Source organism: Pseudomonas sp. YJ42 (genome assembly GCF_047225135.1).
Taxonomy (GTDB): Bacteria; Pseudomonadota; Gammaproteobacteria; order Pseudomonadales; family Pseudomonadaceae; genus Stutzerimonas; species Stutzerimonas stutzeri_E.
Genome location: NZ_CP178378.1, coordinates 1,792,098 through 1,818,955, shown reverse-complemented (window position 1 = coordinate 1,818,955; position 26,858 = coordinate 1,792,098). Strand labels below are relative to the sequence as shown.

The window sequence follows — 26,858 nt, the reverse complement described above, 5'->3', positions numbered from 1 at the left end:
TTCTGTCGAGGAATTCTGCTGAGCCGCGTAGGGTGGAAGTCGCTTTTTACTTCCACCGTCGACGCCTCACGGGGAGCAACGTTTCGGCTGAAGCGTCGCGAGCGCAGCTCAGACAAGGCGAAGACAGGCCTGGGCCGCGGAGTTTACGAGCTGCAAATGAGCAGGCCCGAGCCGGTCTTCAACGCAGTATGAGCAAGCGCAGCAGCTTCAGTGCGCCTGATAGATCTGGTCGAAGATCCCACCATCATTGAAGAACTTCGGCTGTGCGATTTTCCAGCCGCCGAAGTCCTCGTCGATGGTGACCAGCTTCAGCGCCGGGAACTGATCCTTGAACTCGGCCGCGACGTTCTCATTGCGCGGCCGGTAGAAGTTCTTCGCCGCGATACGCTGGCCTTCCTCGCTGTACAGGTAGTTCAGGTAGGCCTCGGCTACTTCCCGCGTGCCCTTGCGCTCGACGTTCTTGTCGACCACTGCCACTGGCGGTTCAGCGAGGATCGACAGAGATGGCGCGATGATTTCGAAGTTCTCCCCGCCCTGTTCCTTCAATGCGAGGAAGGCCTCGTTCTCCCACGCCAGCAGCACGTCGCCGATGCCGTTGTTGACGAAGGTGACGGTCGAGCCGCGGGCGCCGGTGTCCAGTACCGGCACGTTCCGGTACAGCGTGCCGACGAATTCCTGCGCCTTTTTCTCAGTGCCGTATTTCTGCTGCGCATAGGCCCAAGCGGCGAGGAAATTCCAGCGCGCACCGCCCGAGGTTTTCGGGTTCGGCGTAATCACCTCGACGCCCGGCTTGACCAGGTCATCCCAGTCCTTGATGGCTTTCGGATTGCCCTTGCGCACAAGAAACACAATGGTCGAGGTGTAGGGCGTGCTAGCGTCCGGCAGGCGGGACTGCCAATCCGCGGGGATCAGCTTGCCGAGGCGATGCAACTCATCAATATCGCCAGCCAGTGCGAGGGTCACCACGTCGGCTCGCAATCCATCGATGACGGCGCGGGCCTGCTTGCCCGAGCCGCCATGGGACTGCTGAACCTTGATCGGCTCGTGGCCCTGGGCCTGCCAGTGCTTGTTGAAGGCTTTGTTGAATTCCACATAGAGCTCGCGTGTCGGGTCGTAAGACACGTTGAGCAAGGTATCGGCGGCCAGCGCGTGGCCGCCAATCAGCACGCTCGCCAGGGCGGCGAGAGCGAAACGTCGAATGGACATGGTGCAGCTCCTGAAAACAGATCGAATGTGCTTTTGGCTGTTACTGAATTCGGTTTCGGGGCTTTCAGCTCCGCATTCGCGGCGGGTGATAGCTGCAGTACCGGTGCGTGTTCATGGTCTTGGCTCGTCATGGTCACGCCCTCCGGTGGTCCAGTCGGGCTGATGAATCGGGGTTATGAAATGGTCAGGTGGTCTTGTTGTTCGGCTGCAGGCGGAATTTCTCCTTGCGCTCGATCTGCACGACCTCGCCGTTGTGCACAGTGATTTCCACCGAGCCGAACTTGAGGCCGTGCAGGGCGCTGTGGATCTCGCGCAGGATGCTGGCTTCGTCCTGCCCCTCGATGTTGGGAATGGTCGCGGTCATTTCTGTTCTCCGTGAAGCCTTTCGTGACGGCCGAACGGCCGTAGCCAGCGAGGCGTGGAACGGATAGTAGAGGGTGCTGAGATATTCTTAAAAATATTGTTTAAGAACATTTATAGATCGTTAAGGAATAACAATGTGCTGGCCTTCGCCAAGGAAGAGCACAGCCCGCTGGGCATCGAACCAAGGCGTCTATCGATCCCGGATCGTGGCAGCATCGTGATAATGTTGATCTGGCAAGGCCGCCGATTGCGCTGCTGATCCGTGGCGAATCGGTACCGGCAAGGATCTACTGGCTCGCTGTATTCATCAGAAAGCGAGCGGGGTGGGAGGCGTGGCGGTCAGTTGCTGTGCGATAAGCATTGCGGCCGCCGATGCGGAACTCTTCGGTTACGCCGCGGGGCTCACGGCGCAGCGCCGAGCCGCCGAGCCGGCTGGTTTGGCTCGGCCAACGGCGTTCCTCAAGCGTTTGGGTTCATCAAGATCCGCCAGGATCTAAATCAGACGTTGAAGCGGAAGTGCATCACGTCGCCGTCCTTGATGATGTATTCCTTGCCTTCCAGGCGCCATTTGCCGGCTTCCTTGGCGCCGGCTTCGCCCTTGTATTGGATGAAGTCGTTGTAGGCGATCACTTCGGCGCGGATGAAGCCTTTCTCGAAGTCCGTATGGATCACGCCGGCGCCTTGGGGAGCCGTGGCGCCAACCTTGACGGTCCAGGCACGCACTTCCTTCACGCCAGCAGTGAAGTAGGTTTGCAGGTTGAGCAGCTCGTACCCTGCGCGAATCACACGATTCAAACCGGGCTCTTCCAGGCCGAGGGATTCGAGGAACATGTCCTTTTCCTCGCCATCGTCCAGTTCGGCAATTTCCGCTTCGATCTTGTTGCACACCGGTACCACGACGGCACCCTCTTCGGCGGCGATGGCATTGACCACGTCCAGGTGCGGGTTGTTTTCGAAGCCATCCTCGGCAACGTTGGCGATGTACATGACCGGCTTGCTGGTCAGCAGGTGGAAGCCCTTGGCCAGTTGAATCTCATCGTCGCCGAGCTTCTTCAACAAGGTGCGGGCCGGCTTGCCTTCGGTGAAGTGGGGGATCAGCTTCTCTAGCAACGCCTTTTGCGCCACGGCTTCCTTGTCGCCGCCCTTGGCGTTGCGGGTGACGCGCTGCAGCTGCTTTTCGCAGCTGTCGAGGTCAGCGAAGATCAGTTCGAGCTCGATGATCTCGATGTCACGCTTGGGATCGACCGAGTTGGAGACGTGAATCACGTTTTCGTCCTCGAAGCAGCGCACTACGTGAGCGATGGCATCGGTCTCGCGAATATTGGCAAGGAACTTGTTGCCCAGACCTTCACCTTTCGAAGCGCCTTCGACGAGGCCGGCGATGTCGACGAATTCCATGGTGGTCGGCAGGATGCGCTCGGGTTTGACGATGTCAGCCAGGGCCTGCAGACGCGGATCGGGCATCGGTACGATGCCGCTGTTCGGCTCGATGGTGCAGAAGGGGAAGTTTTCCGCAGCGATACCGGATTTGGTCAGCGCGTTGAACAGGGTGGACTTGCCGACGTTGGGCAGACCGACGATGCCGCAATTGAATCCCATGGTGTTTTGCCTCGGTATTGGCTGGCAGCGGATGCGCTACCGGCGTTGCCAAACTGCGTTAAACGGCTTCGTGATGCGCTGTAATGCAGGCCTTCCGCGCCGCCGTTGCCTTTGTCTTGCACCCCTGCGTCGAGTTCGATCAGGCCTTCTGGCTGTGCAGGCGCTGCATCGCTCGCGTCCAATCACCCGCCAGAATTTCGGGCAGCACGTCGAGCGCGAAATCGAGGCTGGCGTCCAGCTTTTCGCGCTCGGCCTGGGGCGCTCGGCCCAGCACATAGCCGGTCACCAGGCTGCTGTGGCCGGGATGACCGATGCCCAGACGCAGGCGGTAGAAATTGTTCTGATTGCCGAGCTTGGCGATGATGTCGCGCAGCCCGTTGTGCCCGCCATGGCCGCCGCCCTGCTTGAGCTTGGCGATGCCTGGGGGCATGTCGAGTTCATCATGGGCGACCAGGATAGACTCGGGAGGAATTCGGAAAAATCCGGCCAGTGCCGCCACCGCCTGGCCGCTGCGGTTCATGAAGGTGGTGGGAATCAACAGGCGGACATCTTCGTCCTGGTGGCGAAACTTGCCGACCAGGCCGAAATACTTGCGATCCACGCTGAGGTTGGCACCTTTGTGGGCGGCCAGACGCTCAACGAAAAGGGCCCCTGCGTTATGCCGGGTCTGGTCGTATTCAGGGCCTGGATTACCCAGGCCGACGATCAGTTTGACGGCAGTCACGACAGAGGCCCTTCCTCAGATGCTAGCGAGCGGATTACTCGGCAGCGCCTTCTTCTTTCGGAGTGTCTTCCTTGCTCACGCGCGGAGCGTGAACGTTGGCAACCGGCAGGTCGCTGCCGTGTGCCAGGGCGACCAGCTCAACGCCTTTCGGCAGCTTGAGGTCGGTCATGTGCAGTACCTGACCGACTTCAACCTTGGCCATGTCGACCTCGATGAACTCCGGCAGATCCTGCGGCAGGCAGGAAACTTCCACTTCGTTGATGTTGTGCAGGATTTCGCCGCCCTGCTGCTTCACGCCAACCGAGGATTCCTGGTTGATGAAGTGTAGCGGAACGGTAGCGGTCAGCTTGTGACCAGCAACAACGCGGACGAAGTCAGCGTGCAGAACGAAGCCTTTGGCCGGATGACGCTGCAGCGCCTTGATCAGAACAGACTCGTTCTGGCCATCGACGTTCAGGGTCAGCACGTGGCTGAAAGAAGCTTCGGTTTCGAGCAGCTTGGTTACGTCTTTCAGCAGCAGGCTGATGGACTGCGGGGCTTTGTCGCCACCGTAGATGACGGCCGGAACGAGGTTGGCATTACGACGCAGGCGGCGGCTCGCACCTTTCCCCAGGTCGGAACGCACTTGGGCATTCAGAGTGAAATCAGTCATTGTGTTTCTCCAGGATAACAACACGCCCGAAGTGCTTGCGACCAGCACTACCGGGCGGTTGGGCAAAAAGCCCCGCACGGGGCGGGGCACATTTTCGTTCTGCGCGAAGGGCTAAGCTTTCGGCTTAGCGGAACATCGCGCTGATCGATTCAGCATTGCTGATACGGCGAACCGCTTCAGCCACCATTGGCGCGATGTCCAATTGGCGAATACGGGTACAAGCTTGCGCCGCTGCGGACAGCGGAATGGTATTGGTCACCACCAGTTCGTCGAGGACAGAGCCTTCGATATTCTCGATGGCGCGACCGGACAGAATCGGGTGAGTGCAATACGCGAAGACCTTGGCAGCGCCATGATCTTTCAGGGCAGTTGCGGCGTGGCACAGGGTGCCAGCGGTATCGACCATGTCATCGACGAGGATGCAGGTACGACCTTCGATATCACCGATGATGTGCATCACTTCGGACTGGTTGGCCTTCGGGCGACGCTTGTCGATGATAGCCAGATCCACACCCAGCGACTTGGCGACGGCGCGAGCACGCACTACACCACCAATGTCGGGGGAAACGATCATCAAGTTCTCGAAGCGCTGGGCCTGGATGTCATCGACCAGGACCGGCGAACCGTAGATGTTGTCCACGGGCAAATCGAAGAAACCCTGGATCTGATCGGCATGCAGGTCAACGGTGAGGACGCGGTTGACGCCCACCACATCGAGCATGTCGGCCACGACCTTGGCGCTGATCGGCACACGTGCGGAGCGCGGACGGCGATCCTGACGGGCGTAACCAAAGTAGGGAATGACAGCGGTAATGCGGGTGGCGGAGGAGCGGCGGAAGGCATCAGCCATCACGACCAGTTCCATCAGGTTGTCATTGGTGGGGGCACAGGTCGGCTGAATCAGGAAGACGTCCTTACCACGAACGTTCTCATTGATCTCGACACTGATTTCGCCGTCGGAGAATTTACCGACGTAGGCGTCACCGAGAGGGATGTGCAGCTGACGTACAACACGCCGGGCCAGGTCGGGGTTGGCGTTCCCCGTGAAGACCATCATCTTGGACACGCGCAGTACCTGCCTGAGGGTGGATCCGATGAAACAAAAAGCTGTTCAAAAGGCCAGGCGTTTTGAACAGCTCTCGTGATGTTTGGCAGGGGCGGCTGGATTCGAACCAACGCATGCCAGGATCAAAACCTGGTGCCTTACCGCTTGGCGACGCCCCTGTAGATGTAACCCTGAAAGCGATCGTCTGGCTGTAGCAACCTCGAAAGGTTATGGCAGGGGCGGCTGGATTCGAACCAACGCATGCCAGGATCAAAACCTGGTGCCTTACCGCTTGGCGACGCCCCTACAGCGTACAACCTCTAATCACTCACTTCCTGCGTCAGCTGCGCAAGCCTTCGGTGCAGCATCGAAATGTTGCGGCCTTGTGCTACGAAAGCTGGTAAATCGGCTGGAAGTTGGCGGCAAACTCTATCAGCCTCACCTTTGTTTGGGAAGCTCCCAAACACACAAGCTCCAGTGCCGGTCATCCTTGCTGGAACAAATTTGTTCAACAAGCTCAAAGCGTTACGAACCTCTGGGTAACGCCTCTCGACCACCGGCTGACAGTCGTTATGACCGCCCCCTGCAAGAAGGCTGCGAACTGTAATGGCCGGGGTATTGCGTGTCAACTCTGGGTCGGAAAATATTTCCGCTGTACTAACAGAGACTTGCGGGGCGATCACGAGGAACCAGGGTTCGCTCAATTCGACCGGTTGCAGGCGCTCGCCAATCCCTTCGGCGAAGGCCGCTCGGCCCCTGACGAAGACCGGCACATCGGCTCCAAGCGACAAGCCGATCTCGGCCAGGCGTTCTTCGCCAAGATGGGTCCGCCAGAGGTGATCGAGGCCGAGCAGGGCGGTGGCCGCATCGGAACTGCCGCCCCCGATGCCGCCACCCATGGGCAGACGCTTGATCAGTTCGATGTCGGCTCCCTGGCTGCACCCGCTGTGGGTCTGCAACAGGCGAGCCGCGCGTACGATCAGGTTGTCGTCATGCGCCACGCCCGGTAGCTCGGGATGCAGGCGGATCTGGCCATCAGTCCGAGGCGTAAAGCTCAGCTCGTCGCCGTAGTCTAGAAACTGGAAGAGCGTCTGCAGGTCGTGATAGCCGTCGTCGCGACGGCCGAGTATGTGCAGCATCAGGTTGAGTTTGGCCGGTGCCGGCAAGATCAGCCTGCGCATTCAGTGGCCGAGCCGGCGCGGCTGCCAGTCCTTGATCACGAGCGTAATCTGCAGGTCGCGACCGGCCAGCTTGATACGTGACGGCAGGCTGAAGCCGCTTTGCTCGCTGTAGCCGAGATACTGCACATCCCAGCCGTCCTGTTGCAGATTGGCGAGACGCCCATTGGCGTCCAGCGCGACCCGGCTGCGGCTGTCCGGGGCGGGAAGGCCGCGCACCCACCAGAGCAGGTTCGACACCGGCAGCTGCCAGCCGAGCTGACTTTCCACCAGCGCTTCTGGCGACTCGGCTTCGAAGCGGCCCTGGCCTGCAACTTCCAGCGCGACGGCGTCAGGGCGACCGGTTAGACGAGTGGCGCCGCGGCCCAGTGGACCGGACAGCCGGATGTCGAAATAATCCTGGCGCTGTAGCCAGAACAGCGTGCCGCTGCCCGAGTCCTGGGGTGCTCGAATGCCAATCTTGCCGTTGATCTGCCAGCCATCGATTTCGCTGATCTGAGCTTTGTGGGCCTTCCAGTCATCGGCACTGCCAGGGCCCTCAACGGATTCCTGCGGGCCGAGACCGGCGCAGCCAGCAAGCAGCAGCATCAATGCAGGAATCAGCAGGTTGCGCATCGACTTCATGTGTCAGAGTTTCTCCGAGCCTGTCAGACGTTTGATGGTTTCGCGCAGCACCTGACTGTCCGGTTGCTGCTTCAGTGCTTCGGCCCAGATCGCCCTGGCCTCCCGCTGCTCGCCGGACGCCCAGAGCACCTCGCCGAGGTGGGCGGCGACTTCATGGTCCGGCATGCGCTTATGCGCCTTGCGCAACTGGGTTTCGGCTTCGTCGAGATTACCCAGGCGATAATTGACCCAGCCGAGACTGTCGAGAATGGCGGCGTCATCCGGATTGATCCGGTGCGCCTGCTCGATGAGCGCAAGGGCTTCGTCGTATCGATCGGTGCGATCGGCGAGCGTATAGCCCAGTGCGTTGATGGCCATGGCGTTGTCAGGTTCGCGCTCGATGATGTAGCGCAAATCTCGCTCCAGCTGGGCCAGGTCGCCACGCTTCTCGGCGATCATGGCTCGGGTGTAGAGCAGGTTGAGGTCGTCGGGAAACTGCTCCAGCGCCTGTTCGACCAGCTCCCAGGCTTCTTTGACTTGCTGTTGTCCGGAAAGCGCTTCTATTTCGATCAGGTAAAGTTGAATCGCGTAGTCGGGCTGCTCTTCCCGGGCGCTGGCCAGCAGACGTGATGCCTCCTGATTACGGCCGAGGGTAAACAGTAGCTCCGCCTGCATGAGTTTCGCCGGCAAGTACTCATTACCGGGCCCGACCTTGGCGAACGCGTTCAGCGCCTGCTCCGGTTTGTCCAGCTCCTGATAGGCTCGTCCGAGGTTGAAATTGGCTGCATCGAGGTGGCTGCCGCGCTCGATCAGCTCTTCCAGGTAAACGATCGCCTCGCGCCAGGCTTGCGCTTCGAGGCACACCAGAGCCATCGAGAAACGCAGATCGTCGTCGCCGGGATTTTGTTGGACCAGCGTGGCGAATTCGCCCATGGCTTCGTCAAGGCGGTCCTGCTCGACCAGCAGGCGTGCATAGGTCAGGCGCAGGCGCTTGTCTTCGGGGTGCTGACGAAGGCCTTTCTCCAGCAGCGGCAGTGCTTCCTTGCCACGTTCAAGCATCTGCAGCAGTCGAGCCTGGAGCAGGATCGAAGGGATCTCCTGTTCCCTGGCCGGTTGCTCTTCGAGCAATGCGAGTGCTTCTTCAGGGCGCCCGTCCTGTTGCAGTAGCACGGCCTTGCCGAATTTCAGTTGGGGATTATCAGGGTGTTTGGCCAGTAACTGGTCGAAGCTCTTGAGCAGGCCGGTGCGGGTATCCGGGTCGGTTTCGGCGGCTGACAGGGCAAGGAAGTCGAAGTGCGTATCGCCTTGGCCCTGCAGCACTTTCTCCATGAACTTCAGCGATTCCTCGTAGCGCCCAGCACGGGCCAGCTGCACCGCTGCGGCACGCTGGGCGTCGAGATTATCCGGTGCGTTGGTCGCCCAGATCATCGCCGTGTCCAACGCCGCCTGATCGGCGCCGAGGTATTCGGCGATACGGAAACCGCGCTCGGCTACCCCGGGGTCCTGGGTCGCGTTGGCCTGCTGGACATAGTTGCCCAGTGCGATATCGAAGCGATTGCGCTGCCCGGCGAGTTCAGCGACCAGCAATGCGTACAGCGTGTCGCTGCTGAACGAACCGTATTCACTCGGGCTGGTTTCTGTTGCTTGCGGCGTGGTCTCCTCGATCGGCGGGCCGCTGTCGGAAGTGCTCTGCGTGAAGCTTTGACAGCCACCGAGAAGCAGGACGGCGCTGATGGCGAGGAGTTTTTTCATAGGGAATATAAGGCTGGTCTGCGGTCGCGGCATGATGACACAAGCCGCCAGGCAAGCACATGGGCTGGCTCGTCGGGCGAATCGGGCGGCTCGATCTGGTAGAGACAATGATGGGCAACGGTTGTTCTGAAGCAGGCGAAGTAGGAGAATCGCGCGCTCCGTTTTTCGAATCAGCGACCCTGCATGGCTTTCATCGCCCTTGGCATCAATCACAAGACCGCATCGGTGGATGTGCGCGAGCGTGTTGCGTTCACGCCCGAACAGATGGTCGAGGCGTTGCAGCAGTTGTGCCGTGTCACGCCAACGCGCGAGGCGGCCATTCTGTCGACCTGCAATCGTAGTGAGCTGTATCTCGAGCAGGACCAGATCGAAGCCGAGGCGGTGCTGGCGTGGCTGGCTAATTATCACCGCCTGAGTCTCGAGGACCTCAAAGCCTGTGCCTACGTTCATACCGGCGATCAGGCTGTGCGGCACATGATGCGTGTCGCCTCCGGGCTGGATTCGATGGTGCTCGGTGAACCGCAGATTCTCGGACAGATGAAGTCCGCCTACGCAGTTGCGCGCGAAGCCGGTAGCGTCGGCCCGCTACTGGGACGTCTGTTTCAGGCGACCTTCAGCACCGCCAAGACCGTGCGGACCGATACCGCCATCGGCGAAAACCCCGTCTCGGTAGCCTTTGCGGCCGTCAGCCTGGCGAAGCAGATCTTTGCCAACCTGCATCGCAGTCAGGCATTGCTGATCGGCGCAGGTGAAACCATCACGTTGGTCGCTCGCCACCTGCACGAGCAGGGCGTCAAGCGCATCGTGGTCGCCAACCGCACACTCGAACGTGCCAGTATTCTGGCCGAGCAATTCGGCGCCCATGCGATCCTTCTTGCCGATATCCCCCATGAGCTTTACAACAGCGACATCGTCATCAGCTCCACCGCCAGTCAGTTGCCGATCCTCGGCAAAGGCGCCGTGGAACAGGCGCTGAAGAAGCGCAAGCACAAGCCGATGTTCATGGTTGATATTGCGGTTCCCCGCGACATAGAAGCGCAGGTCGGTGAACTGGACGATGTCTACCTCTATACGGTCGACGATCTACACGAGGTGGTTGCGGAAAACCTCAAGAGCCGCCAGGGTGCGGCCCAGGCCGCCGAGGAGCTGGTCGCGGCCGGTACCGATGACTTCATGGCGCGGCTGCGTGAGTTGGCGGCCGTGGATGTGCTCAAGGCCTACCGACAGCACGCCGAACGCATTCGCGACGAAGAGATGCTCAAGGCTCAGCGGTTGCTGGCCAATGGCGTCACGCCCGAGGATGCGCTGGCTCAACTGGCTCGTGGGCTGACCAACAAGCTGCTGCACGCGCCCAGCGTTCAGCTGAAAAAACTTTCCGCCGAAGGGCGTGGAGAGGCTCTGAACATCGTGCAGGAGCTCTTCGCCTTGCAGGACAGCACGGACAAATCATGAAAGCGTCGCTGCTCAACAAACTCGACATTCTGCAGGACCGCTTCGAAGAGCTGACGGCGTTGCTTGGCGACGCGGAAGTGATCAGCGATCAAACGCGCTTTCGCGCCTACTCGCGCGAATACGCCGAGGTTGAACCGGTCATCGCCACCTACCGCGAATTCCTCAAGATGCAATCCGATCTCGAAGGCGCGCAGGCCTTGCTCAAGGACAACGACCCGGACGTTCGTGAAATGGCCGAGGAAGAGGTTACTGAAGCCCGCGCAAAGCTCGAAGAGATCGAAGCCCGGTTGCAGCGCATGCTGCTGCCGAAAGATCCGAAGGACGGCCGCAACGTCTTTCTGGAGATCCGCGCCGGTACCGGCGGCGACGAGGCGGCGATTTTCTCCGGTGACCTGTTCCGGATGTATTCGCGCTATGCCGAACGGCAGGGATGGCGTGTCGAGATCCTGTCCGAAAGCCCTGGCGAGCACGGCGGCTATAAAGAAGTCATCTCGCGCATCGAAGGCGACAATGTGTTCGCCAAGCTCAAATTCGAATCCGGCGCGCATCGCGTACAGCGCGTCCCGGAAACCGAATCCCAGGGGCGCATTCACACCTCGGCCTGCACCGTTGCGGTACTGCCGGAGCCGGACGAGCAGATCGCCATCGAGATCAATCCGGCCGATCTGCGCGTCGATACCTACCGAGCATCCGGCGCCGGTGGTCAGCACATCAACAAGACCGATTCGGCGGTGCGCATTACGCACATGCCCAGCGGCATCGTGGTTGAATGCCAGGAAGAGCGTTCGCAGCACAAGAATCGCGCCCGCGCCATGGCGTGGCTGGCAGCCAAACTGCAGGATGTGCAAGACAGTGCCGCGCACAAGGAAATCTCCGATACGCGCAAGCTGCTGGTCGGCTCGGGCGATCGCTCCGAACGTATCCGTACCTACAACTTTCCGCAGGGGCGGGTGACCGATCACCGCATCAACCTGACGCTGTATTCGCTCAATGAAGTCATTGGCGGCGCGGTTGAGCAAGTGATCGAGCCGTTGTTGCAGGAATACCAGGCGGACCAGCTGGCGGCGCTGGGTGATTGATCGCAACCCGCTGACGATACTGACTTGAACCCGGCATGCCGCATCGGCCATCCGGCTCCTACGGAAGCGCCATCATGGCCACCATCGAATCACTGCTTCTTGCTGCAGTTCTGCCGGATTCACCATCCGGCAAGCTTGATGCCGAATGGCTGCTGGCTGCGGCGCTGGGCAAGCCAGCCAGCTATCTGCGTACCTGGCCCGAGCGAGAAGTGCCGGCCGAAAGCGAAGCGCGTTTCGTCGCTGATCTGGCGCGTCGTCGTCGCGGTGAACCTGTGGCCTACATTCTGGAGCGCCAGGGCTTCTGGAGCCTAGAGCTCGAGGTCGCTCCCCATACCTTGATCCCCAGGCCGGACACCGAACTGCTGGTCGAAACCGCATTGCAGCTATTGCCGCCGACCCCGGCCGACATACTGGATCTAGGTACCGGGACTGGGGCGATCGCCCTGGCGCTGGCTCATGAACGACCAGCTTGGCAGGTGACCGGGGTCGATCGCGTCACCGAAGCGGTCGACCTGGCGGCGCGCAATGCCCAGCGTTTGCGCCTCGATAACGCCGAGTTCCGTGAGAGTCGGTGGTTTTCCGCCCTTGCTGGGCAGCGTTTTGCACTCATTGTCAGTAACCCGCCCTATATCCCGGCGCATGATCCGCATCTTCAGAGGGGGGACCTGCGCTTCGAGCCGAGCAGCGCCTTGGTGGCTGGAGATGACGGTCTGGACGATATTCGGCAGATCATCGCGAGCGCGCCGAGCCATCTGCTCTGTCAGGGTTGGCTGCTGTTGGAGCACGGCTACGATCAGGCGTCGGCAGTGCGTGGGCTGTTCGCCGAAAGTGGATTCGTCGATATCCAGAGTCGCAAGGATCTTGGCGGCCACGAGCGCATCAGTCTGGGTCAACGGCCATGACTATCATCGAGGAGAGCGACATGCTGAGCGATGACGAACTGCTGCGCTATAGCCGGCAGATCTTGCTGAAACAGGTCGACATTGGTGGCCAGCTGAAGCTCAAGCAGAGTCGTGTACTGATCGTCGGGCTGGGCGGGCTGGGTTCGCCCGTGGCGCTTTATCTGGCTGCCGCCGGCGTCGGGGAATTGCACCTGGCGGATTTCGACAGTGTCGATCTGACCAATCTGCAACGGCAGATCGTTCATGACACTCCATCGGTTGGCATGCTTAAGGTGGATTCGGTCATCGCGCGGCTATCGGCGCTTAATCCCTTGGCGAAGCTGGTATCGCATCGCGCCGCGATGGACGCCGATACCCTCGGCGTTGCGGTAGCGGCAGTGGATCTGGTGCTCGATTGCACCGATAACTTCACCGTGCGGGAGGCCGTCAATGCCGCCTGCGTCTTGGCGAAGAAACCCTTGGTGAGCGGCGCTGCGATTCGTCTCGAGGGGCAGCTCTCGGTCTTCGATCCGCGGATCGTGACCAGCCCCTGCTACCACTGCCTCTACGGGCACGGCAGTGAGGCCGAGCTGACCTGTAGCGAGGCGGGCGTGTTGGGGCCGGTGGTCGGTATGGTGGGAAGTCTGCAGGCCCTCGAAGCGCTGAAGCTGCTGGCAGGCTTCGGTGAGCCGCTGGTGGGCCGGCTATTGCTGGTCGATGCGCTGACCAGTCGCTTCCGCGAGCTTAAGGTCAAGCGTGACCCAGCCTGCGCGGTTTGCGGTAACGGCCGTGGCTGACAACGCGCCGATCGGCGTTTTCGACTCAGGGGTCGGTGGCCTGTCTGTGCTGCGCGAGATTCGCGCACGTCTGCCCCTGGAGTCGTTGCTCTATCTGGCCGACAGCGGTCATGTGCCCTATGGCGAAAAAAGTCCGGAGTTCATTCGCGAACGTTGCCGGTCAATCGCGGCCTTCTTTCTGGAACAGGGTGCCAAGGCGTTGGTGTTGGCCTGCAATACGGCCACCGCTGCAGGCGTCGCCGAACTTCGCCAGCTGTACCCGGATGTGCCGCTGGTGGGCATGGAGCCTGCGGTCAAACCGGCCGCGCAGGCCACCCGTAGCGGTGTTGTCGGGGTGCTGGCCACCACAGGTACATTGAAAAGCGCTAAATTCGCAGCGTTGCTGGACCGCTTTGCCAGTGATGTGCGCGTGATTACCCAACCCTGTCCTGGTCTGGTGGAGCGCATTGAAGCCGGAGAGCTCGATGCCGAGGCGACACGCTCGTTGCTGCTGGGGTTCGTCCAGCCCCTGATCGAGCAGGGGTGTGACACCCTGATTCTCGGTTGTACCCACTATCCGTTCATCAAGCCGCTGTTGGTCGAGCTGCTTCCGCCGACGGTCACCTTGGTGGATACCGGGGCGGCGGTGGCGCGACATTTGGAAACGATACTGACGGTGCGTGACCAATTGGGTGCCGGCGGTGCGGCGGTGCGTTTCTGGAGCAGCGGTGATCCTCGCCGATTGGCCAGTGTACTACCGGTACTTTGGGGCGAAAGCGGGGCGGTTGCGTACTATCCTGACTAGGAACTCCCCGCTGCGTCTGCTTTCTGTATTTGGGTTAATACTCGAAAAACAACACGCGATGCCAACTTTTCGATAAGGAAATTCCGAATGAAAAAACTGATCTCTCTCGCTGCAGTTGCGGCTGTTTCACTGGGTCAGGTGGCTGCCGCCCATGCGTTGGATTTAACCGCTGCCGTGGGGCAAACCGGTGAGTCGACCATGACCTATCGTCTTGGCGCGCAGTTTGATTTCAATCGCAGCTGGTTCCAGACGAGCGTCGGTCGGCTCACAGGCTATTGGGACGCTGGTTACACCTACTGGGAAGGTGACGAAACGACCAGCAATCATAGCCTGTCGCTGGCGCCGGTCTTCGTCTATGAGTTCGCGGGTGACTCGGTGAAGCCTTATCTGGAAGCGGGCGTCGGCATCGCGGCCTTCGAAAACACCGAGATCGAGAAGAACGACCTGGGCTCGTCATTCCAGTTTGAGGATCGCTTTGGTGCGGGGTTGCGTTTCGCCGGTGGCCACGAAATCGGCCTGCGGGCGATCCACTATTCCAACGCTGGGCTCAAAAACCCCAACGATGGCATCGAGAGCTACTCGTTGCATTACCGGGCATCGTTCTGAACCCGTGACAAGTGACGGCTGACGGCGCGGTCCGCCGTCAGTCATTGTCCATATAGGCCGCCGCAGAACCCTTGCGCTCTTCCAGGCAATCGTCCGAGCCTAGCTCGAACTCCCGACAGATCAATGGGCGTTGGGTATAGATGGTGCAGCGCATGCTGTCCCGATCGAGTGCTGCACACCAGCCGTCATCCAGGCGGCGCATGACTTGCCCACCCCAGTCGTCCTCATCGATGAAGCGTTCGGGAACGCCGGTGTCGGTTAACAGCAGAACTTCGAGCCGGCAGCAGCAGGCGGCGCAGGTCGAGCAACTGATGCTGTCGTCTGGCAATTGGCGGTGGGGGATGGCGGAGGTCATCGCGGCAGTCTACGCGCCTTGCTCCGCGTTGGCTCCAAAGGGCTCATCTACCTCCAGAGAAAAACGCCAGCACAAACTGCGCTGGCGGACGGCACGTCAGCTGTTTTCTTCGAGCTGCTTATTCTTCCAGCCTTCACCGCCTGGAAGCACCAGGTTGAGAATCAGCGCGATGATCGCGCACAGGGAGATGCCGGACAGGGTGAATTCCCCATACCCGAAGGCCATGCCGCCGATGCCGAACACCAACGTCACCGACACGATGATGAGGTTGCGTGCTTCTGCCAGGTCTACTTGATGGCGGATCAACGTGCTTAGGCCGACCACGGCGATCGAGCCGAACAGCAGGCAGAGAATGCCACCCATCACCGGCACCGGGATGCTCAACAGTCCCGCGCCGAATTTGCCGATGAACGCCAGCACGATGGCAAAGATCGCTGCCCAGGTCATGATTTTCGGGTTGTAGTTCTTGGTCAGCATGACCGCGCCGGTCACCTCGGCGTAGGTAGTGTTGGGCGGACCGCCGAAGAGGCCCGCAGCCGACGTTGCCAGACCATCGCCCAGCAGGGTGCGATGCAGGCCGGGCTTCTTGATGAAGTTGCTGCCGGTGACGCCACCGATTGCCACGACGCCGCCGATATGCTCGATCGCCGGGGCCAACGCGACCGGTACCATGAACAGGATCGCACCCCAGTGAAACTCCGGTGTGACGAAGTTCGGTACGGCCAACCAGGGCGCCGAGGCGATACCGGCTGTATCCACCACGCCGAAGGCGAACGACAGCCCATAACCCACCGCGACGCCTGCCAGGATCGGCACCAGCCGGAACAATCCTTTGCCGAGGACGGCCACGAGCAGCGTGGTCAGCAAGGCGGGCATCGAGATCATCATCGCCGTTTCGTACGGCACCAGTTGGGCGCTGCCGTCGCCGGCCTTACCCATCGCCATGTTCACCGCGACAGGCGACAGGGCGAGGCCGATAGAAATGATCACCGGTGCAATTACAACCGGTGGCAGCAGCCGGTCGATGAACCCGGGCCCCTTGAGACGGACCGCGAAGCCGAGCACCATGTAGACGACACCCGCCGCTACCACGCCGCCGAGCACCGCAGGCAGACCGAAGTCGCCCTTGGCGGCGATGATCGGGGCGATGAAGGCGAAACTCGAAGCGAGGAAAACCGGTACCTGACGCTTGGTGACCAGTTGGAACAGGAGGGTGCCGATACCGGCCGTAAACAAGGCGACGTTGGGATCCATGCCGGTGATCAGCGGCATCAGCACCAGGGCGCCGAAGGCCACGAACAGCATCTGCGCACCGGCCAGCACCTGGCGTCCGAGCGACTCTTCCATGGGTTGCGGCATGCTCAGATGTCCTTCTGCTTGGTGCCGAAGATCTTGTCTCCCGCGTCGCCCAGGCCGGGCATGATGTAGCCGTTTTCGTCCAGGCGATCATCAATCGATGCGGTATAAATGATGACATCCGGGTGTGCTTTCTCGACAGCCGCGATACCTTCGGGGGCCGCGACCAGTACCAGTGCGCGAATTTCCTTGCACCCGGCCTTTTTCAGCATATCGATCGCGGCGACCATGGATCCGCCCGTTGCCAGCATCGGATCAATGATCATCGCCAGTCGCTGATCAAGATCGTCCACCAGGCGTTCCAGATAGGTATGGGCCTGTAAGGTCTCCTCGTTGCGTGCGATGCCTACCGCGCTGACCTTCGCTCCGGGAATCAAGCTGAGCACCCCATCGAGCATGCCGATACCTGCACGCAGGATCGGTACGACGGTGATCTTCTTGCCGGAAATCTTTTCGACCTGGACCGGGCCACACCAGCCGTCGATGCTGTAATTCTCCAGCGGTAGATCGCGAGTCGCTTCGTACGTAAGGATCGAGCCGACCTCTTGCGCCAGTTCGCGGAAGTTCTTGGTGCTGATATCTGCGCGGCGCATCAATCCAAGTTTGTGGCGAATGAGCGGATGGCGGATCTCTCGAATGGTCATGGGCGGCTCCGGCGGTCGAATAAACCGGCGTAGATTAATGCATCGGGGTGTAAGCGGCTATTAATGAGTCAAGCGGGACTTGCCCTGTCCATGGCGGCATCGGTATCGTCGCGCCCTTTATTTTGTTGGGCGGCTGACCGAGCTGCTTCCTTCCCAAACTGTCTTGGAGCATCGTCATGTCCGTCGATCTTGCACACATCCGCCAGATCATGGCCGAAGCCGATTGTCTATATCCTGAAGCCGAGGTTGAAGCGGCGATCGATGCGATGGCCGCAACGATCAATAGTGAGCTGGCCGAGCGCAATCCCGTGGTGTTCTGCGTGATGAATGGCGGGCTGATCTTCTCCGGCAAACTGGTTCCCAAACTGAACTTCCCGCTGGAACTGTCCTATCTGCATGCGACGCGTTATCGCAACGAGACGAGCGGTGGAGAATTGTTCTGGAAGGCCAAGCCGGAGGTTTCCTTCATTGACCGCGACGTGTTGATCATCGATGACATTCTGGATGAAGGGCATACGCTCGGTGCCATCATCGATTTCTGCCGCCATGCCGGAGCTGCTGCCGTGCATACGGCGGTATTGGTCGACAAAGATCACCAGCGTAAGGCTCGCCCAGACCTGAAGGCCGACTACGTCGGGCTCAGCTGTGTCGATCGCTACGTGTTCGGTTACGGCATGGATTACAAGGGTTACTGGCGCAACGCCCCCGGTATCTACGCCGTTAAAGGCCTGTAAGGCGGAGCCCCAGCATCTATCCTTAATGGGTCTTAATGGGGCGCACGTCGTTCGGCCCTGAGCGCGACGGCCGGCGGGTGGCTATCGCGCCGCAGCGCTCCTGGCTCGATTGAGATGTCTCCCAGCGAGGCGGCGGCTCTCATCCCGCTCTTTCCTTCGTTTGTCGTGCTGTTGTTTGGCAGGTCTCACCTGATGCCCGGCTTCAGCCTGCTCCTCTCTACTGTTTCGTTTCGTCTCAACGCTGCGCTTCGGTAACGCTCCGGTGCATCGGCAAGTTTTACCTGTCGTCGCGGCCGGAGACGGCTGGAAACCATGCGCGACGCGTTGGCTCGGTAAGTCAGTGGCCTATTCGGCACGGTTCCGCCGGTTTTATCGTAATTGGCGTCGCAGCTGCTCTATTTCGAGGGTTGCGCCAATTCCGCTTGCGGCTAAGCTCTCGGATAGCTTCGCTGCGAGTGGCGTTTCCAATAGCGCAAGGCACCGTTGCAAGCCAATAGCGGGAAGGCTATTCATACTTAAGGATTACAAAACAAATCAAACCTTAGTGCGCTTAACCCTATGCGGCCGTGTGGTTAGGGTGAGCGTACTTCGAACCAACCAGGAGCGCCTCATGACAAAAACAACAAGGCAAGGAATCTTCCAGCCCAAAACTCTGGCCCTCGCGGTCGCGTTGGGTATCGCCTCACCGGCTTATGCTGTCAATTTCAATATTGGGGAAATCGAAGGCCAGTTCGACTCGTCCATGTCGATCGGCGCCAGCTGGTCAACGACTGATCGAGATATGGATCTGGTGGGCAATGGCAACGGTGGAACCGGCTATACGCAGACCGGCGATGATGGACGTCTTAACTTCAAAAAAGGCGAGACCTTTTCCAAAATATTCAAAGGCATTCACGACTTGGAGCTGCGTTATCGCGATAGCGGCTTTTTTATTCGTGGAAAATACTGGTATGACTTCGAGTTGAAAGACGAAAATCGTCTGTTCAAGGATATTAGCGACAGCAATCGTAAGGAGGCTGCGCAATCCTCTGGCGCCCAAATTCTCGATGCCTTTTTTTATCACAATTATTATTTAGGCGACCTGCCCGGTACTGTCCGGCTTGGTAAGCAAGTTGTCAGCTGGGGTGAAAGCACTTTTATCGGCAATTCGATCAATTCGATCAACCCGCTCGATGCGGCAGCGTTCCGTCGTCCTGGTGCTGAAATCAAGGAAGGGCTGATTCCGGTAAACATGCTCTACGTATCCCAAAGTCTGAGTGACCGGCTCAGCATGGAGGCGTTCTATCAGCTGGAGTGGGACCAGACCATCATCGATAACTGCGGTACGTTTTTCGCCAGCAACGACGTAGCAGCCGATGGCTGCGATGATAATTACACCGTACTTTCAGCCGCTCAGCGTGACGGGATTCTCGGAGCTGGCGCTACAATTGAGCAACTAAACGCGCTGATTGGTGCGGATTATTACGCTGGCCTGGACGATCTAGGCATCAACATCGGTCCAGAGGGCGTTACTGTCCCGCGCGGCGGAGACAGGGATGCTCGCGACTCGGGTCAGTACGGTTTGGCCTTTCGCTGGCTGGCCGATGCGGCCGAGTATGGTTTGTATTTTATGAACTACCACAGCCGCACCCCAACAGTGGGGTACAAGAACGCGTCTGCCGCCGAGATTGGAGCGCTGTTGGGATTGCTGGGCACTCCGTCGCCAGGCGGCCCATTACCATCCGGCGCCGCGTTTAGTGCGCTGGCCTCTCCCGCTCTGCTAAGTAATGGCGAGTACTTCCTTGAGTATCCCGAAGATATTCGGCTGTACGGTGCGAGCTTCGCTTCGACTCTACCTACCGGTACCGCCTGGGCGGGCGAGATCAGCTATCGTCCAAATCTTCCGGTTGCCCTCAACTCCACTTATACCACCGGGCTGCTTGCTACCGGCATTGGCGCATCCATTGGAGCTGGGGATGTTGCCGGGGCAATTGGCCAGGCGGGCGCCGAACACCGTGGCTATAACCGTAAGGAAGTCACTCAAATTCAGACGACCTTTACGCATTTCTTCGATCAGGTGCTTGGTGCTGGCCGTGTCACTGTCGTAGGGGAAATTGGTTACGCTCACGTTGGTGGCCTGGAGAGCAAAAGCGAGCTTCGCTATGGGCGTGATTCCATCTACGGCCTCGATACGCCGGAATATGGCAACGATGGTTTCGTAACTTCCGACTCCTGGGGCTATCGCCTCCGCGCCCTGGCTGATTACAGCAACGTGTTCGCGGGCGTGAACCTTACCCCGAACGTCTCCTTCTCCCACGACGTTCATGGTTACGGCCCGAACGGCTTGTTCAACGAGGGCTCCAAGGCTGTAAGCGTTGGCGTCGACGCCGTCTATCAGAACAGCTACACCGCCAGCTTGTCGTATACCGACTTCTTCGGGGGCGATTACAACACCCTGGTCGATCGTGACTTCCTCGCACTGAGCGTAGGCGTGAACTTCTAAGGAGGCCGCTTCAATTGTTGCCGCACGGAGCGTTTGGTAGGCGTCCGTCGCGGCAAGCTTCGAGCAAGGCCTCCGGCCAAAACAAGATCAAGAGGAACTGGAATCGTATGAAAACAACAAGAAAACTATTCAGTGTCTTGGCTCTCTCGCTGCTCGCCAGCAGCGTGATGGCCGCCGTATCCCCAGAGGAAGCCGCAAAGCTCGGCACGTCATTGACCCCGCTCGGTGCTGAGAAAGCGGGCAATGCCGACGGAACCATTCCGGAGTGGACCGGTGGTCTGGCTACAGATGCCGCACCGCTGGACAACGGCCATCTGACCAATCCCTTCAAGAGCGAAAAGCCTGAGTTCGTCATCACCGCGCAGAACGCCGACCAGTACAAGGACAAGCTGACTGCCGGCCAGCAGGCCATGTTCAAGCGTTACCCAGAAACCTACAAGATGCGCGTATTCCCGACCCATCGCAGCGCTGCCGTGCCGGATCGGATCTACGAGGCCGCGAAGAAAAGCGCATTGAATACCGAACTGGTCGGTGGCGGTAACGGCGTCGACAATTTCGCCGACAGTCGCTATTACGCGTTCCCGATTCCGAAAAATGGTCTAGAGGTCGTCTGGAACCACATCACCCGTTATCGTGGCGGAAACGTACGCCGCAATATCGTGCAGGCTACTCCGCAAACCAATGGCAGCTACACCCTGGTGCACTTCGAGGATGAAGTGGCGTTCCCGAGCGATATGACGGACCTGGATCCTGAACGCGCCAAGAACGCGTTGCTGTTCTTCAAGCAGCGGGTAACCGCTCCATCGCGCCTCGCGGGTAACGTTCTGCTGGTGCATGATTCGCTGGATCAGGTGAAAGACCCACGCCAGGCCTGGATTTACAACGCCGGTCAGCGTCGTGTACGTCGTGCTCCGCAGGTCGCCTATGACGGTCCAGGTACCGCCGCCGACGGTATGCGGACTACCGATAACTTCGATATGTTCAGCGGTGCCCCGGACCGTTACGACTGGAAACTGGTCGGCAAGAAAGAGCTGTACATCCCGTACAACAGCTTCGACATCAACTCCAGTGACGTGAAATACAGCGACATCCTCAAGGCTGGTCACGTCAACCAGGACCTGGCCCGTTACGAGCTGCACCGTGTATGGGAAATCGAAGCCAACCTCAAGGATGGTGAACGTAACATTTACGCCAAGCGCCGTTTCTTCGTGGACGAGGACACCTGGCAGATCGCGGAGTCCGAGCTTTACGATGGTCGCGGGCAGCTTTGGCGCGTTGGCGAGGCGCACCTGTTGCAGTACTACCAGCACAAGGTTCCGGCCTACGCCTTCGAAGCGCTCTACGACGTAATCTCCGGTCGCTATATTGCGATTGGCATGAGCAACGAAGAAAAAGCGCATGAGTTCGGCTACAAGGCGTCGGCTCGGGATTTCACTCCCGCCGCGCTGCGTAATGCCGGGGTGCGCTGATTACATAGCATCCAGTCGATGAATAAGGCGGCCAGTTGGCCGCCTTTTTTTTTCTCTCGAGGCGGAGGATGATACTTTTTAGCCATTAGCAGGGCCGGGAGTATCGGGGGGCGAGCAGCTGAGCGTTTACGCGAGTCGACAAAAGCGGCGTAATCGTGCAGGTTGTGACCGCATAAGCGCACCGATACGGTTCAAGTTAGGCGGGTCCCGGAGCAGGACCTGTTGGCCGCGCTCATCGCGTTCCTCAATGGACTGATACGAAAAAGAGAAACCTCGCTATGTCCGTACGCTTCAACCCTGGTGCACTCAGCACAGAAGCCGCCGCGCAGGTTCAAGTTGCGACCATTCCACGTCTTCCTCCTTTACACATTCCCAGGCCGAGGCTGACCGAGACGCTGCTCGACGCCCGTTGTCGTCTGCGTTTGATATGCGCGCCGGCTGGCTTCGGCAAAAGCGTACTGATGAACGAGTGCGCTCGGCTGGTGCCTGCTGATACCCATCTTGTCTGGCTCGATCTCGGCGGCCGCCCGTGTTCTGCCCAAGCGCTCTACGCTCAGCTCAGTCGTGTGTTGAATAGCTCGACTGTGGCGAGTGGGGACGTGCAGCAGGATCTCGTCGATCTGCTGGATAACTTTCAGCAGCCGCTATGGATCATGCTGGATGACTATCCACGAGAGGCAACTGCGCAGTTCGATGCCTGCCTCGACCAGCTTCTCGAAAGAGGCCCGGAGTCTGTCAGCTGGTGGGTAAGCAGCCGCCGGCAACCTGCATGGAAGTTGCCCAGGCTGTTGCTTCAAGGCGACCTGATCGAGGTAGAGGCCGAGGCGTTGGCTTTGACTGCCGGTGAGCTTAGGCAGCTACTAAAAGCACACCGACTCGATTTGGCGGAGGACACCTTCAAGCAGCTTTTGGCCGGCAGTGAGGGATGGCTGGCCGGCGTCAGCCTGGTGCTGCTCAATGCCAATGAACAGGCGGTGCGTGAACGGTTGGTAGCGGGTACGCCATTGCTGCGTGATTACGTCCAGCGAGAGGTGCTTGAAGGGCAAAGTGAGGATGTTCGCCGCGCGCTGTTCGCGCTGGCGCGCATGCCGCGTTTTTCCCCGCAGCTATGCGAGCACGTGCTCGACGGTATTGGAAACGACTTACTCGATGTGCTGAAAACATTTCAGTTATTCATTCGCCAAATCGACAATTGCGGCGAATGGTTCCGTTTGTGGAAGCCATTAGCGCTGATGTTGCAGCGAATGCCCGAAGCGATATCGCCAACGCAAACCCATCTGCGCGCCTGCCAGTGGTTTGCCAACCGCGGCGAAATGCGCGAAGCGGTGGAGCATGCGTTATGGGCAGGGCAGCCGGAGGTCGCCGCCAACTTCCTGCAACGCTACGGGCAAGAACAATTACTCATCGGCGATAACGTCTCGCATTTCATGAAGTGGCGTAGCGAGCTGCCACAGGATTTATTCAACAGCACGACTCGGTTGATCGTGCTGCACGGCTGGGCGCTGATCATTTCTGCCCGACTCGATGAAGTGGATGATTGCCTGGCCGATCTGGCGAAGTTCTTCCCCCAGCCTGACGCCCGACGCCAGGCGCAGCTGCTGGCTCAGTGGCAGGCCTTGCGTGGGTTTCTCGCAAGATTGCGTGGCGAGCCGGAGGCCAGAAACTATTGCCTCCAAGCGCTGGAAGTCCTGTCCGATCATGCATGGGCACAGCGAGTGCTGTGTTATCAGGCGTTGTCCCAGCAGGCCATGGCCGAGGGCCAGCTCGAATTGGCGCAGCAGTACAACAGCGAAGGCATGAAACTGGCGCGGCTCAAGGGCAGTGTGCTTTACGAGGCGATGCTGAACGTCGATCGAATCCAGCTGCTAGAGCTTACCGGTGAGTTCGAGCGGGCTGTTGGGGTTCTCGAAGAGTCGCTGATGGTATTGCGCGACAGTGTCAGGCATAGCCCGATCATCGGCCGGTTGAAACTGTTACAGGGTCATCTGCTGGCTTATCAGGGACTCGATGACCTGGCCCGCGAGGCGTATCAGCAGGGGCGAATCGAGACGGAGACCTGTGGCGATTCCTATGTGTTCTTCGGTTACGCCGGACTGGCGGAACTCGCTGCCCGTAATCAGGAATTCCCAACGGCTTATCACTGGTTGCGTGAAGCTGAGCGATTGACCCAATGGCGGCATGTGCCAGAGGCGCGTTTCCGCGGCATCTTACCTCTGATAACAGGGCTGACCTGGCTGCATCAGGGCCAGCTGAAAAAGGCCCGGTCCGTATTCATTCAGGTATTGGAGCTCTACGGGGGACATACGTATATCGCGCCTTCCGGGTTCTACGAGTTGCTGCCGAGGGTTCAGCGCTACCTGGCTGTAATCGATCTGCTCTCGGGACGCTTTTCGTTGGCGATCGATACGCTGCAGGAATTAATCGAACAGAATCTTCGTGTTCAGCGCCTGGGATTGGCCTGTGAGTGCCGATTCACGCTGGCAGAAGCACTGCAGTTGGACGGTCGGCATGACGAAGCTGAGCTGGAATTACGCAAGGCGCTTGGTGAGGCGGCAAGGCAGCATCTGATCAAGCCTCTGTATGAATTGCAGCATCGTCAGCCCCAGTGGCTTGCCAAAATACTGCCTGCCGGCAAGGGCGAAACTCTGCGTGATCGACTGCAGCAATTCGAGCGCGAGCCTGAAGAGGCAATCGCCCCGGGCGACGAGGTGATCCTGAGCAATCGCGAACTTACGGTGCTGCGGCTGATCGCTCAGGGTTGCTCGAACCAGGAAATCGCCGAGCAGCTCTTCATCTCGCTGCATACAGTCAAAACCCATGCACGGCGTATCAATACCAAGCTGGGCGTCGCCCGGCGTACGCAAGCAGTGGCTCGGGCCAAGGCACTGGCCTGGCTCTGAGCCGCTCTACTGGTCAGCCAAACGGATCGTCGCTGCGAGGCCGCGCAAGGTGCAGGACACACTGCACAGGCGGCGTGGAGGATAGATATTCTTGTTTTCGTCAGGAAGGGTCACGCTGGGTTGCAGCAGCCTGCAAGCAATCAGACTGATTAATTACTGAACGGCAGAATGCGAATGCTTGGTCAGTCGATAGGTGCTGGCTTGTTCGCCGCGCTCGATTGCGAGACTGAACTGCAGGCTGGTGATCAGCCGCTCCAGCTGTTGCTGGTCTCTCCATTGACTGGAGCTGATGAAGCGTTTGACCGCCACACCTGCTGCGTCGGTCAACGTCAGCAGAATGCTGCCATCAGGCTTTTCGATGCTGAAATTGACGTTGTACTCTGGCTGGAATACATCGCTGATTTTCTTGAAAGGACTGTCCATTGCCGGTTACCTGATTGGATGACTGCACCCAGTGGACCGAGTATGGATTAACTAGTTTCGCCCGCTGGGCATGTTCCCTGCGGCAAAACGAAGCAGGACCCAGTCGGGCTTTCACAGAACGGTAGCCGCCTCATCAAGGCGCGTCGCCCGACGCCGGTAGCTCTGTCAAGGCGTCGGGGTTGTTTTTGAATGCCTTGGCAAACAGATCCCGATGCCTGGCCATGAATATGCCAATGTCATCGGCTTGCTGTTCGCTTAGCGACGGTGATGCCTTATGCAGCGCTGCCGCCAAGGCTTCGGCCAATTCCAGCATCTTGTCGTGACGATCGGCTTCGGCTTTATCCATGAACAAACGCTCCAGGTCCCGGCTGCTGCGGTACACCACTTCGACGGCCATCTACCACCTCGGCTCAATTGAATGAATACTGGTTGTTTGTACAGCATAAGCTGCCTGGCGCAGAATGGAAAGCAACCGCATGTCAGATGGCCATCTCAGTCGGCAAAGCTGCCTTGTAGCCGCTCGGCTTGAAACTCAAGTGCACTGCTGCGGTAACCCGCACGTAGCGGGGGGACGGGAGCGCAGGATTCCCAGCGCTGATTGGGCTGCAGGTCACCTGGACCACGGTACCGCGGCGCATCGTAGTCCGAAGTCACCAGGTTCAGACTGGAGCCAGGCGAATAGGCGGCGACTTCCCAGCGCAGGCTTTGCAGCGGGCTCGAGCTGTGATTGTCGAGGGTGACACGCAACGGCTGCCCGGGCGGACAAGCGGCGGGATCGTATGTCAGTCGCAATTCGAGCTGAGCGAGCAGGTGCTCTTCACGTCGTTCTTGCCAGACCACCCACGCGGCAACCAAACCCAGGCCGAGCAAAGCGCCCAGAGAAATCGGAACCGCTCGAAGGGGATAGCGAATCAGCAATATCACCCAGGTGGCGATCAAGAGGGCGCCGATCAGCATGGTGAGTGGCCGTGCGAATGGGTAGGCATCGATACACCTCTATCTCGGTGGGCTGCAAAAGATCCTAACGTTGGTTCAGGCGAATGGTGACTTCCGACCATCCACGCCGCTGCCGCACCCGCTCTTGGCTGGTCACTCTTCCGCGACCGGGCGGGCGTGGCTAGCGAGCCGCTCGAGCGCGGCTTTGAGTTTAGGGTCCGTGATGCCGCGAGCGGTTTCCTGGATGTTGTCCGCTGCGCGGGCCGACAGCTCAGGCGCTGGGCCGGGCTTGTGCCGGGGCGTCTCAGGAGGCTGGACCTTGAACTGAATTCGGCTCAGGGCTCTGAATTCTTCCATGCCTTGCAATTGCCGCTGTAAACGTCGTTGCTGATAGCGCAGACGTGTCGCCCAATGGCCATCCGTGACGATGAGCAGCAGAGTGCCATCGCGCCATGAGGCGACGCGGCAATACTCGCGGGCCGCCGGCTGCAGTTGGCTTTCGACTAGCTGCTGCAGTTTATCGAGCCGTCGTGCCTCGCCGAACAGGGCTTTCAGCGGTTTTGCCTCGCGCAACAGCGAAGCGGGTGCTTTGGCTGGCAGGGGGCGCAACGACATGGCAGTAACCCTGGGCTGAAAAAGGAACGGTCATGTTAGCAGAAGCCAGGAGTGGCCCTGATCTGGCGATTCTCCCGCTATACCTGGTAGGCAACCGAGCGGTAGCTGGGAATTTACGATTATGTCGATCGATACTGGCAGATGGCCCGTGTCGGTCTCGCGTGTGACCGCCGGGTCGGCAGGTTTTTGACGCCGCTGGCTGTCATAGCTGCGTAGCAGGCAC

The 26,858-nt window shown here is 59.6% G+C and carries 27 protein-coding genes and 2 tRNA genes; 11 read left to right on the top strand and 18 right to left on the bottom strand.

Features of this window, described 5'->3' with window-relative positions:
* Positions 1-207: 207 nt before the first annotated feature.
* Entirely contained in the window at positions 208-1,206 is a 999-nt protein-coding gene (locus ACL0K2_RS08140) for a sulfate ABC transporter substrate-binding protein (protein ID WP_413044190.1), read from the bottom strand.
* A gap of 184 nt (positions 1,207-1,390) precedes the next feature.
* Positions 1,391-1,570, bottom strand: coding sequence for a sulfur starvation response protein OscA (oscA, locus tag ACL0K2_RS08135; RefSeq protein ID WP_239611432.1), 180 nt, complete (start codon positions 1,568-1,570; stop codon positions 1,391-1,393).
* Positions 1,571-1,892: 322 nt separating this feature from the next.
* Here oscA and ACL0K2_RS08130 point away from each other — a divergent pair, with 322 nt between their 5' ends.
* On the top strand, positions 1,893-2,066 hold the full coding sequence (locus ACL0K2_RS08130) for a hypothetical protein (protein ID WP_413044189.1): 174 nt from the start codon (positions 1,893-1,895) through the stop codon (positions 2,064-2,066).
* A gap of 1 nt (position 2,067) precedes the next feature.
* Here ACL0K2_RS08130 and ychF read toward each other — a convergent pair whose 3' ends face one another.
* The 9 genes from ychF to ACL0K2_RS08085 all read right to left on the bottom strand — a co-directional run bounded on the left by ychF (position 2,068) and on the right by ACL0K2_RS08085 (position 9,122).
* Entirely contained in the window at positions 2,068-3,168 is a 1,101-nt protein-coding gene (gene ychF / locus ACL0K2_RS08125) for a redox-regulated ATPase YchF (RefSeq protein WP_239611433.1), read from the bottom strand.
* A gap of 139 nt (positions 3,169-3,307) precedes the next feature.
* Positions 3,308-3,892 carry an aminoacyl-tRNA hydrolase gene (gene pth / locus ACL0K2_RS08120; protein ID WP_413044188.1) on the bottom strand — a complete coding sequence of 195 codons (585 nt, stop codon included), beginning with the start codon at positions 3,890-3,892 and terminating at the stop codon, positions 3,308-3,310.
* Between the two features lie 34 nt (positions 3,893-3,926).
* Entirely contained in the window at positions 3,927-4,544 is a 618-nt protein-coding gene (locus ACL0K2_RS08115; protein WP_045163358.1) for a 50S ribosomal protein L25/general stress protein Ctc, read from the bottom strand.
* A gap of 124 nt (positions 4,545-4,668) precedes the next feature.
* Positions 4,669-5,610, bottom strand: a complete 942-nt coding sequence (locus ACL0K2_RS08110) for a ribose-phosphate pyrophosphokinase (protein ID WP_025242805.1) — start codon at positions 5,608-5,610, stop codon at positions 4,669-4,671.
* 83 nt (positions 5,611-5,693) lie between these two features.
* Positions 5,694-5,768 (bottom strand) — tRNA-Gln (locus ACL0K2_RS08105).
* Positions 5,769-5,820: 52 nt separating this feature from the next.
* Positions 5,821-5,895, bottom strand: a tRNA-Gln gene (locus tag ACL0K2_RS08100).
* A 14-nt stretch (positions 5,896-5,909) separates the two neighbouring features.
* Entirely contained in the window at positions 5,910-6,770 is an 861-nt protein-coding gene (ispE, locus tag ACL0K2_RS08095; protein WP_239611435.1) for a 4-(cytidine 5'-diphospho)-2-C-methyl-D-erythritol kinase, read from the bottom strand.
* Positions 6,771-7,391: a lipoprotein insertase outer membrane protein LolB gene (lolB, locus tag ACL0K2_RS08090; RefSeq protein ID WP_045163356.1), complete on the bottom strand. Its 621-nt coding sequence runs from the start codon at positions 7,389-7,391 to the stop codon at positions 6,771-6,773. It abuts the gene before it with no gap.
* 3 nt (positions 7,392-7,394) lie between these two features.
* The gene (locus ACL0K2_RS08085; RefSeq protein ID WP_239611437.1) at positions 7,395-9,122 is read right to left on the bottom strand and encodes a tetratricopeptide repeat protein; all 1,728 of its coding nucleotides are present in this window, start codon (positions 9,120-9,122) and stop codon (positions 7,395-7,397) included.
* A gap of 183 nt (positions 9,123-9,305) precedes the next feature.
* Here ACL0K2_RS08085 and hemA point away from each other — a divergent pair, with 183 nt between their 5' ends.
* The 6 genes from hemA (at position 9,306) to ACL0K2_RS08055 (ending at position 14,721) form a co-directional block, all read left to right on the top strand.
* On the top strand, positions 9,306-10,574 hold the full coding sequence (gene hemA / locus ACL0K2_RS08080) for a glutamyl-tRNA reductase (RefSeq protein ID WP_045163354.1): 1,269 nt from the start codon (positions 9,306-9,308) through the stop codon (positions 10,572-10,574).
* Positions 10,571-11,653, top strand: coding sequence for a peptide chain release factor 1 (gene prfA / locus ACL0K2_RS08075; protein ID WP_045163353.1), 1,083 nt, complete (start codon positions 10,571-10,573; stop codon positions 11,651-11,653). Before hemA ends, prfA begins: the two co-directional genes overlap by 4 nt.
* A gap of 74 nt (positions 11,654-11,727) precedes the next feature.
* A complete protein-coding gene (gene prmC, locus ACL0K2_RS08070; protein WP_413044187.1) occupies positions 11,728-12,555 on the top strand; it encodes a peptide chain release factor N(5)-glutamine methyltransferase in 828 nt (275 codons plus the stop codon).
* Positions 12,556-12,575: 20 nt separating this feature from the next.
* Complete coding sequence (locus ACL0K2_RS08065; protein ID WP_413044452.1) at positions 12,576-13,331, top strand: molybdopterin-synthase adenylyltransferase MoeB; 756 nt, start codon at positions 12,576-12,578, stop codon at positions 13,329-13,331.
* Positions 13,324-14,115 (top strand): glutamate racemase, encoded by a 792-nt coding sequence (gene murI / locus ACL0K2_RS08060; RefSeq protein WP_413044186.1) that lies wholly within the window; start codon positions 13,324-13,326, stop codon positions 14,113-14,115. Before ACL0K2_RS08065 ends, murI begins: the two co-directional genes overlap by 8 nt.
* Before the next feature lie 87 nt (positions 14,116-14,202).
* The gene (locus ACL0K2_RS08055; protein ID WP_045163349.1) at positions 14,203-14,721 is read left to right on the top strand and encodes an acyloxyacyl hydrolase; all 519 of its coding nucleotides are present in this window, start codon (positions 14,203-14,205) and stop codon (positions 14,719-14,721) included.
* A 37-nt stretch (positions 14,722-14,758) separates the two neighbouring features.
* Here ACL0K2_RS08055 and ACL0K2_RS08050 read toward each other — a convergent pair whose 3' ends face one another.
* From ACL0K2_RS08050 to upp, 3 genes are all read right to left on the bottom strand, one after another.
* The gene (locus ACL0K2_RS08050) at positions 14,759-15,076 is read right to left on the bottom strand and encodes a YkgJ family cysteine cluster protein (RefSeq protein WP_045163348.1); all 318 of its coding nucleotides are present in this window, start codon (positions 15,074-15,076) and stop codon (positions 14,759-14,761) included.
* A 96-nt stretch (positions 15,077-15,172) separates the two neighbouring features.
* Entirely contained in the window at positions 15,173-16,435 is a 1,263-nt protein-coding gene (locus tag ACL0K2_RS08045; protein ID WP_413044185.1) for a uracil-xanthine permease family protein, read from the bottom strand.
* A 2-nt stretch (positions 16,436-16,437) separates the two neighbouring features.
* Positions 16,438-17,076 (bottom strand): uracil phosphoribosyltransferase, encoded by a 639-nt coding sequence (gene upp, locus ACL0K2_RS08040; RefSeq protein ID WP_045163346.1) that lies wholly within the window; start codon positions 17,074-17,076, stop codon positions 16,438-16,440.
* A gap of 176 nt (positions 17,077-17,252) precedes the next feature.
* Between upp and ACL0K2_RS08035 the strand changes: the two genes are divergently transcribed.
* From ACL0K2_RS08035 to ACL0K2_RS08020, 4 genes are all read left to right on the top strand, one after another.
* Positions 17,253-17,810 carry a hypoxanthine-guanine phosphoribosyltransferase gene (locus ACL0K2_RS08035; RefSeq protein WP_045163345.1) on the top strand — a complete coding sequence of 186 codons (558 nt, stop codon included), beginning with the start codon at positions 17,253-17,255 and terminating at the stop codon, positions 17,808-17,810.
* Positions 17,811-18,420: 610 nt separating this feature from the next.
* Complete coding sequence (locus ACL0K2_RS08030) at positions 18,421-20,292, top strand: DUF1302 domain-containing protein (RefSeq protein ID WP_045163344.1); 1,872 nt, start codon at positions 18,421-18,423, stop codon at positions 20,290-20,292.
* A gap of 107 nt (positions 20,293-20,399) precedes the next feature.
* Positions 20,400-21,761 carry a DUF1329 domain-containing protein gene (locus ACL0K2_RS08025; RefSeq protein ID WP_045163343.1) on the top strand — a complete coding sequence of 454 codons (1,362 nt, stop codon included), beginning with the start codon at positions 20,400-20,402 and terminating at the stop codon, positions 21,759-21,761.
* A 278-nt stretch (positions 21,762-22,039) separates the two neighbouring features.
* Entirely contained in the window at positions 22,040-24,661 is a 2,622-nt protein-coding gene (locus tag ACL0K2_RS08020; protein WP_413044184.1) for a LuxR C-terminal-related transcriptional regulator, read from the top strand.
* A gap of 153 nt (positions 24,662-24,814) precedes the next feature.
* Here ACL0K2_RS08020 and ACL0K2_RS08015 read toward each other — a convergent pair whose 3' ends face one another.
* From ACL0K2_RS08015 to ACL0K2_RS08000, 4 genes are all read right to left on the bottom strand, one after another.
* Positions 24,815-25,084, bottom strand: a complete 270-nt coding sequence (locus tag ACL0K2_RS08015) for a DUF3509 domain-containing protein (RefSeq protein WP_045163341.1) — start codon at positions 25,082-25,084, stop codon at positions 24,815-24,817.
* Between the two features lie 133 nt (positions 25,085-25,217).
* Positions 25,218-25,481 (bottom strand): YebG family protein, encoded by a 264-nt coding sequence (locus ACL0K2_RS08010; RefSeq protein ID WP_413044183.1) that lies wholly within the window; start codon positions 25,479-25,481, stop codon positions 25,218-25,220.
* 95 nt (positions 25,482-25,576) lie between these two features.
* Positions 25,577-26,041, bottom strand: coding sequence for a hypothetical protein (locus ACL0K2_RS08005; RefSeq protein ID WP_045163339.1), 465 nt, complete (start codon positions 26,039-26,041; stop codon positions 25,577-25,579).
* A 132-nt stretch (positions 26,042-26,173) separates the two neighbouring features.
* Positions 26,174-26,635 carry a DUF721 domain-containing protein gene (locus ACL0K2_RS08000; protein WP_413044182.1) on the bottom strand — a complete coding sequence of 154 codons (462 nt, stop codon included), beginning with the start codon at positions 26,633-26,635 and terminating at the stop codon, positions 26,174-26,176.
* Between the last annotated feature and the right edge of the window lie 223 nt (positions 26,636-26,858).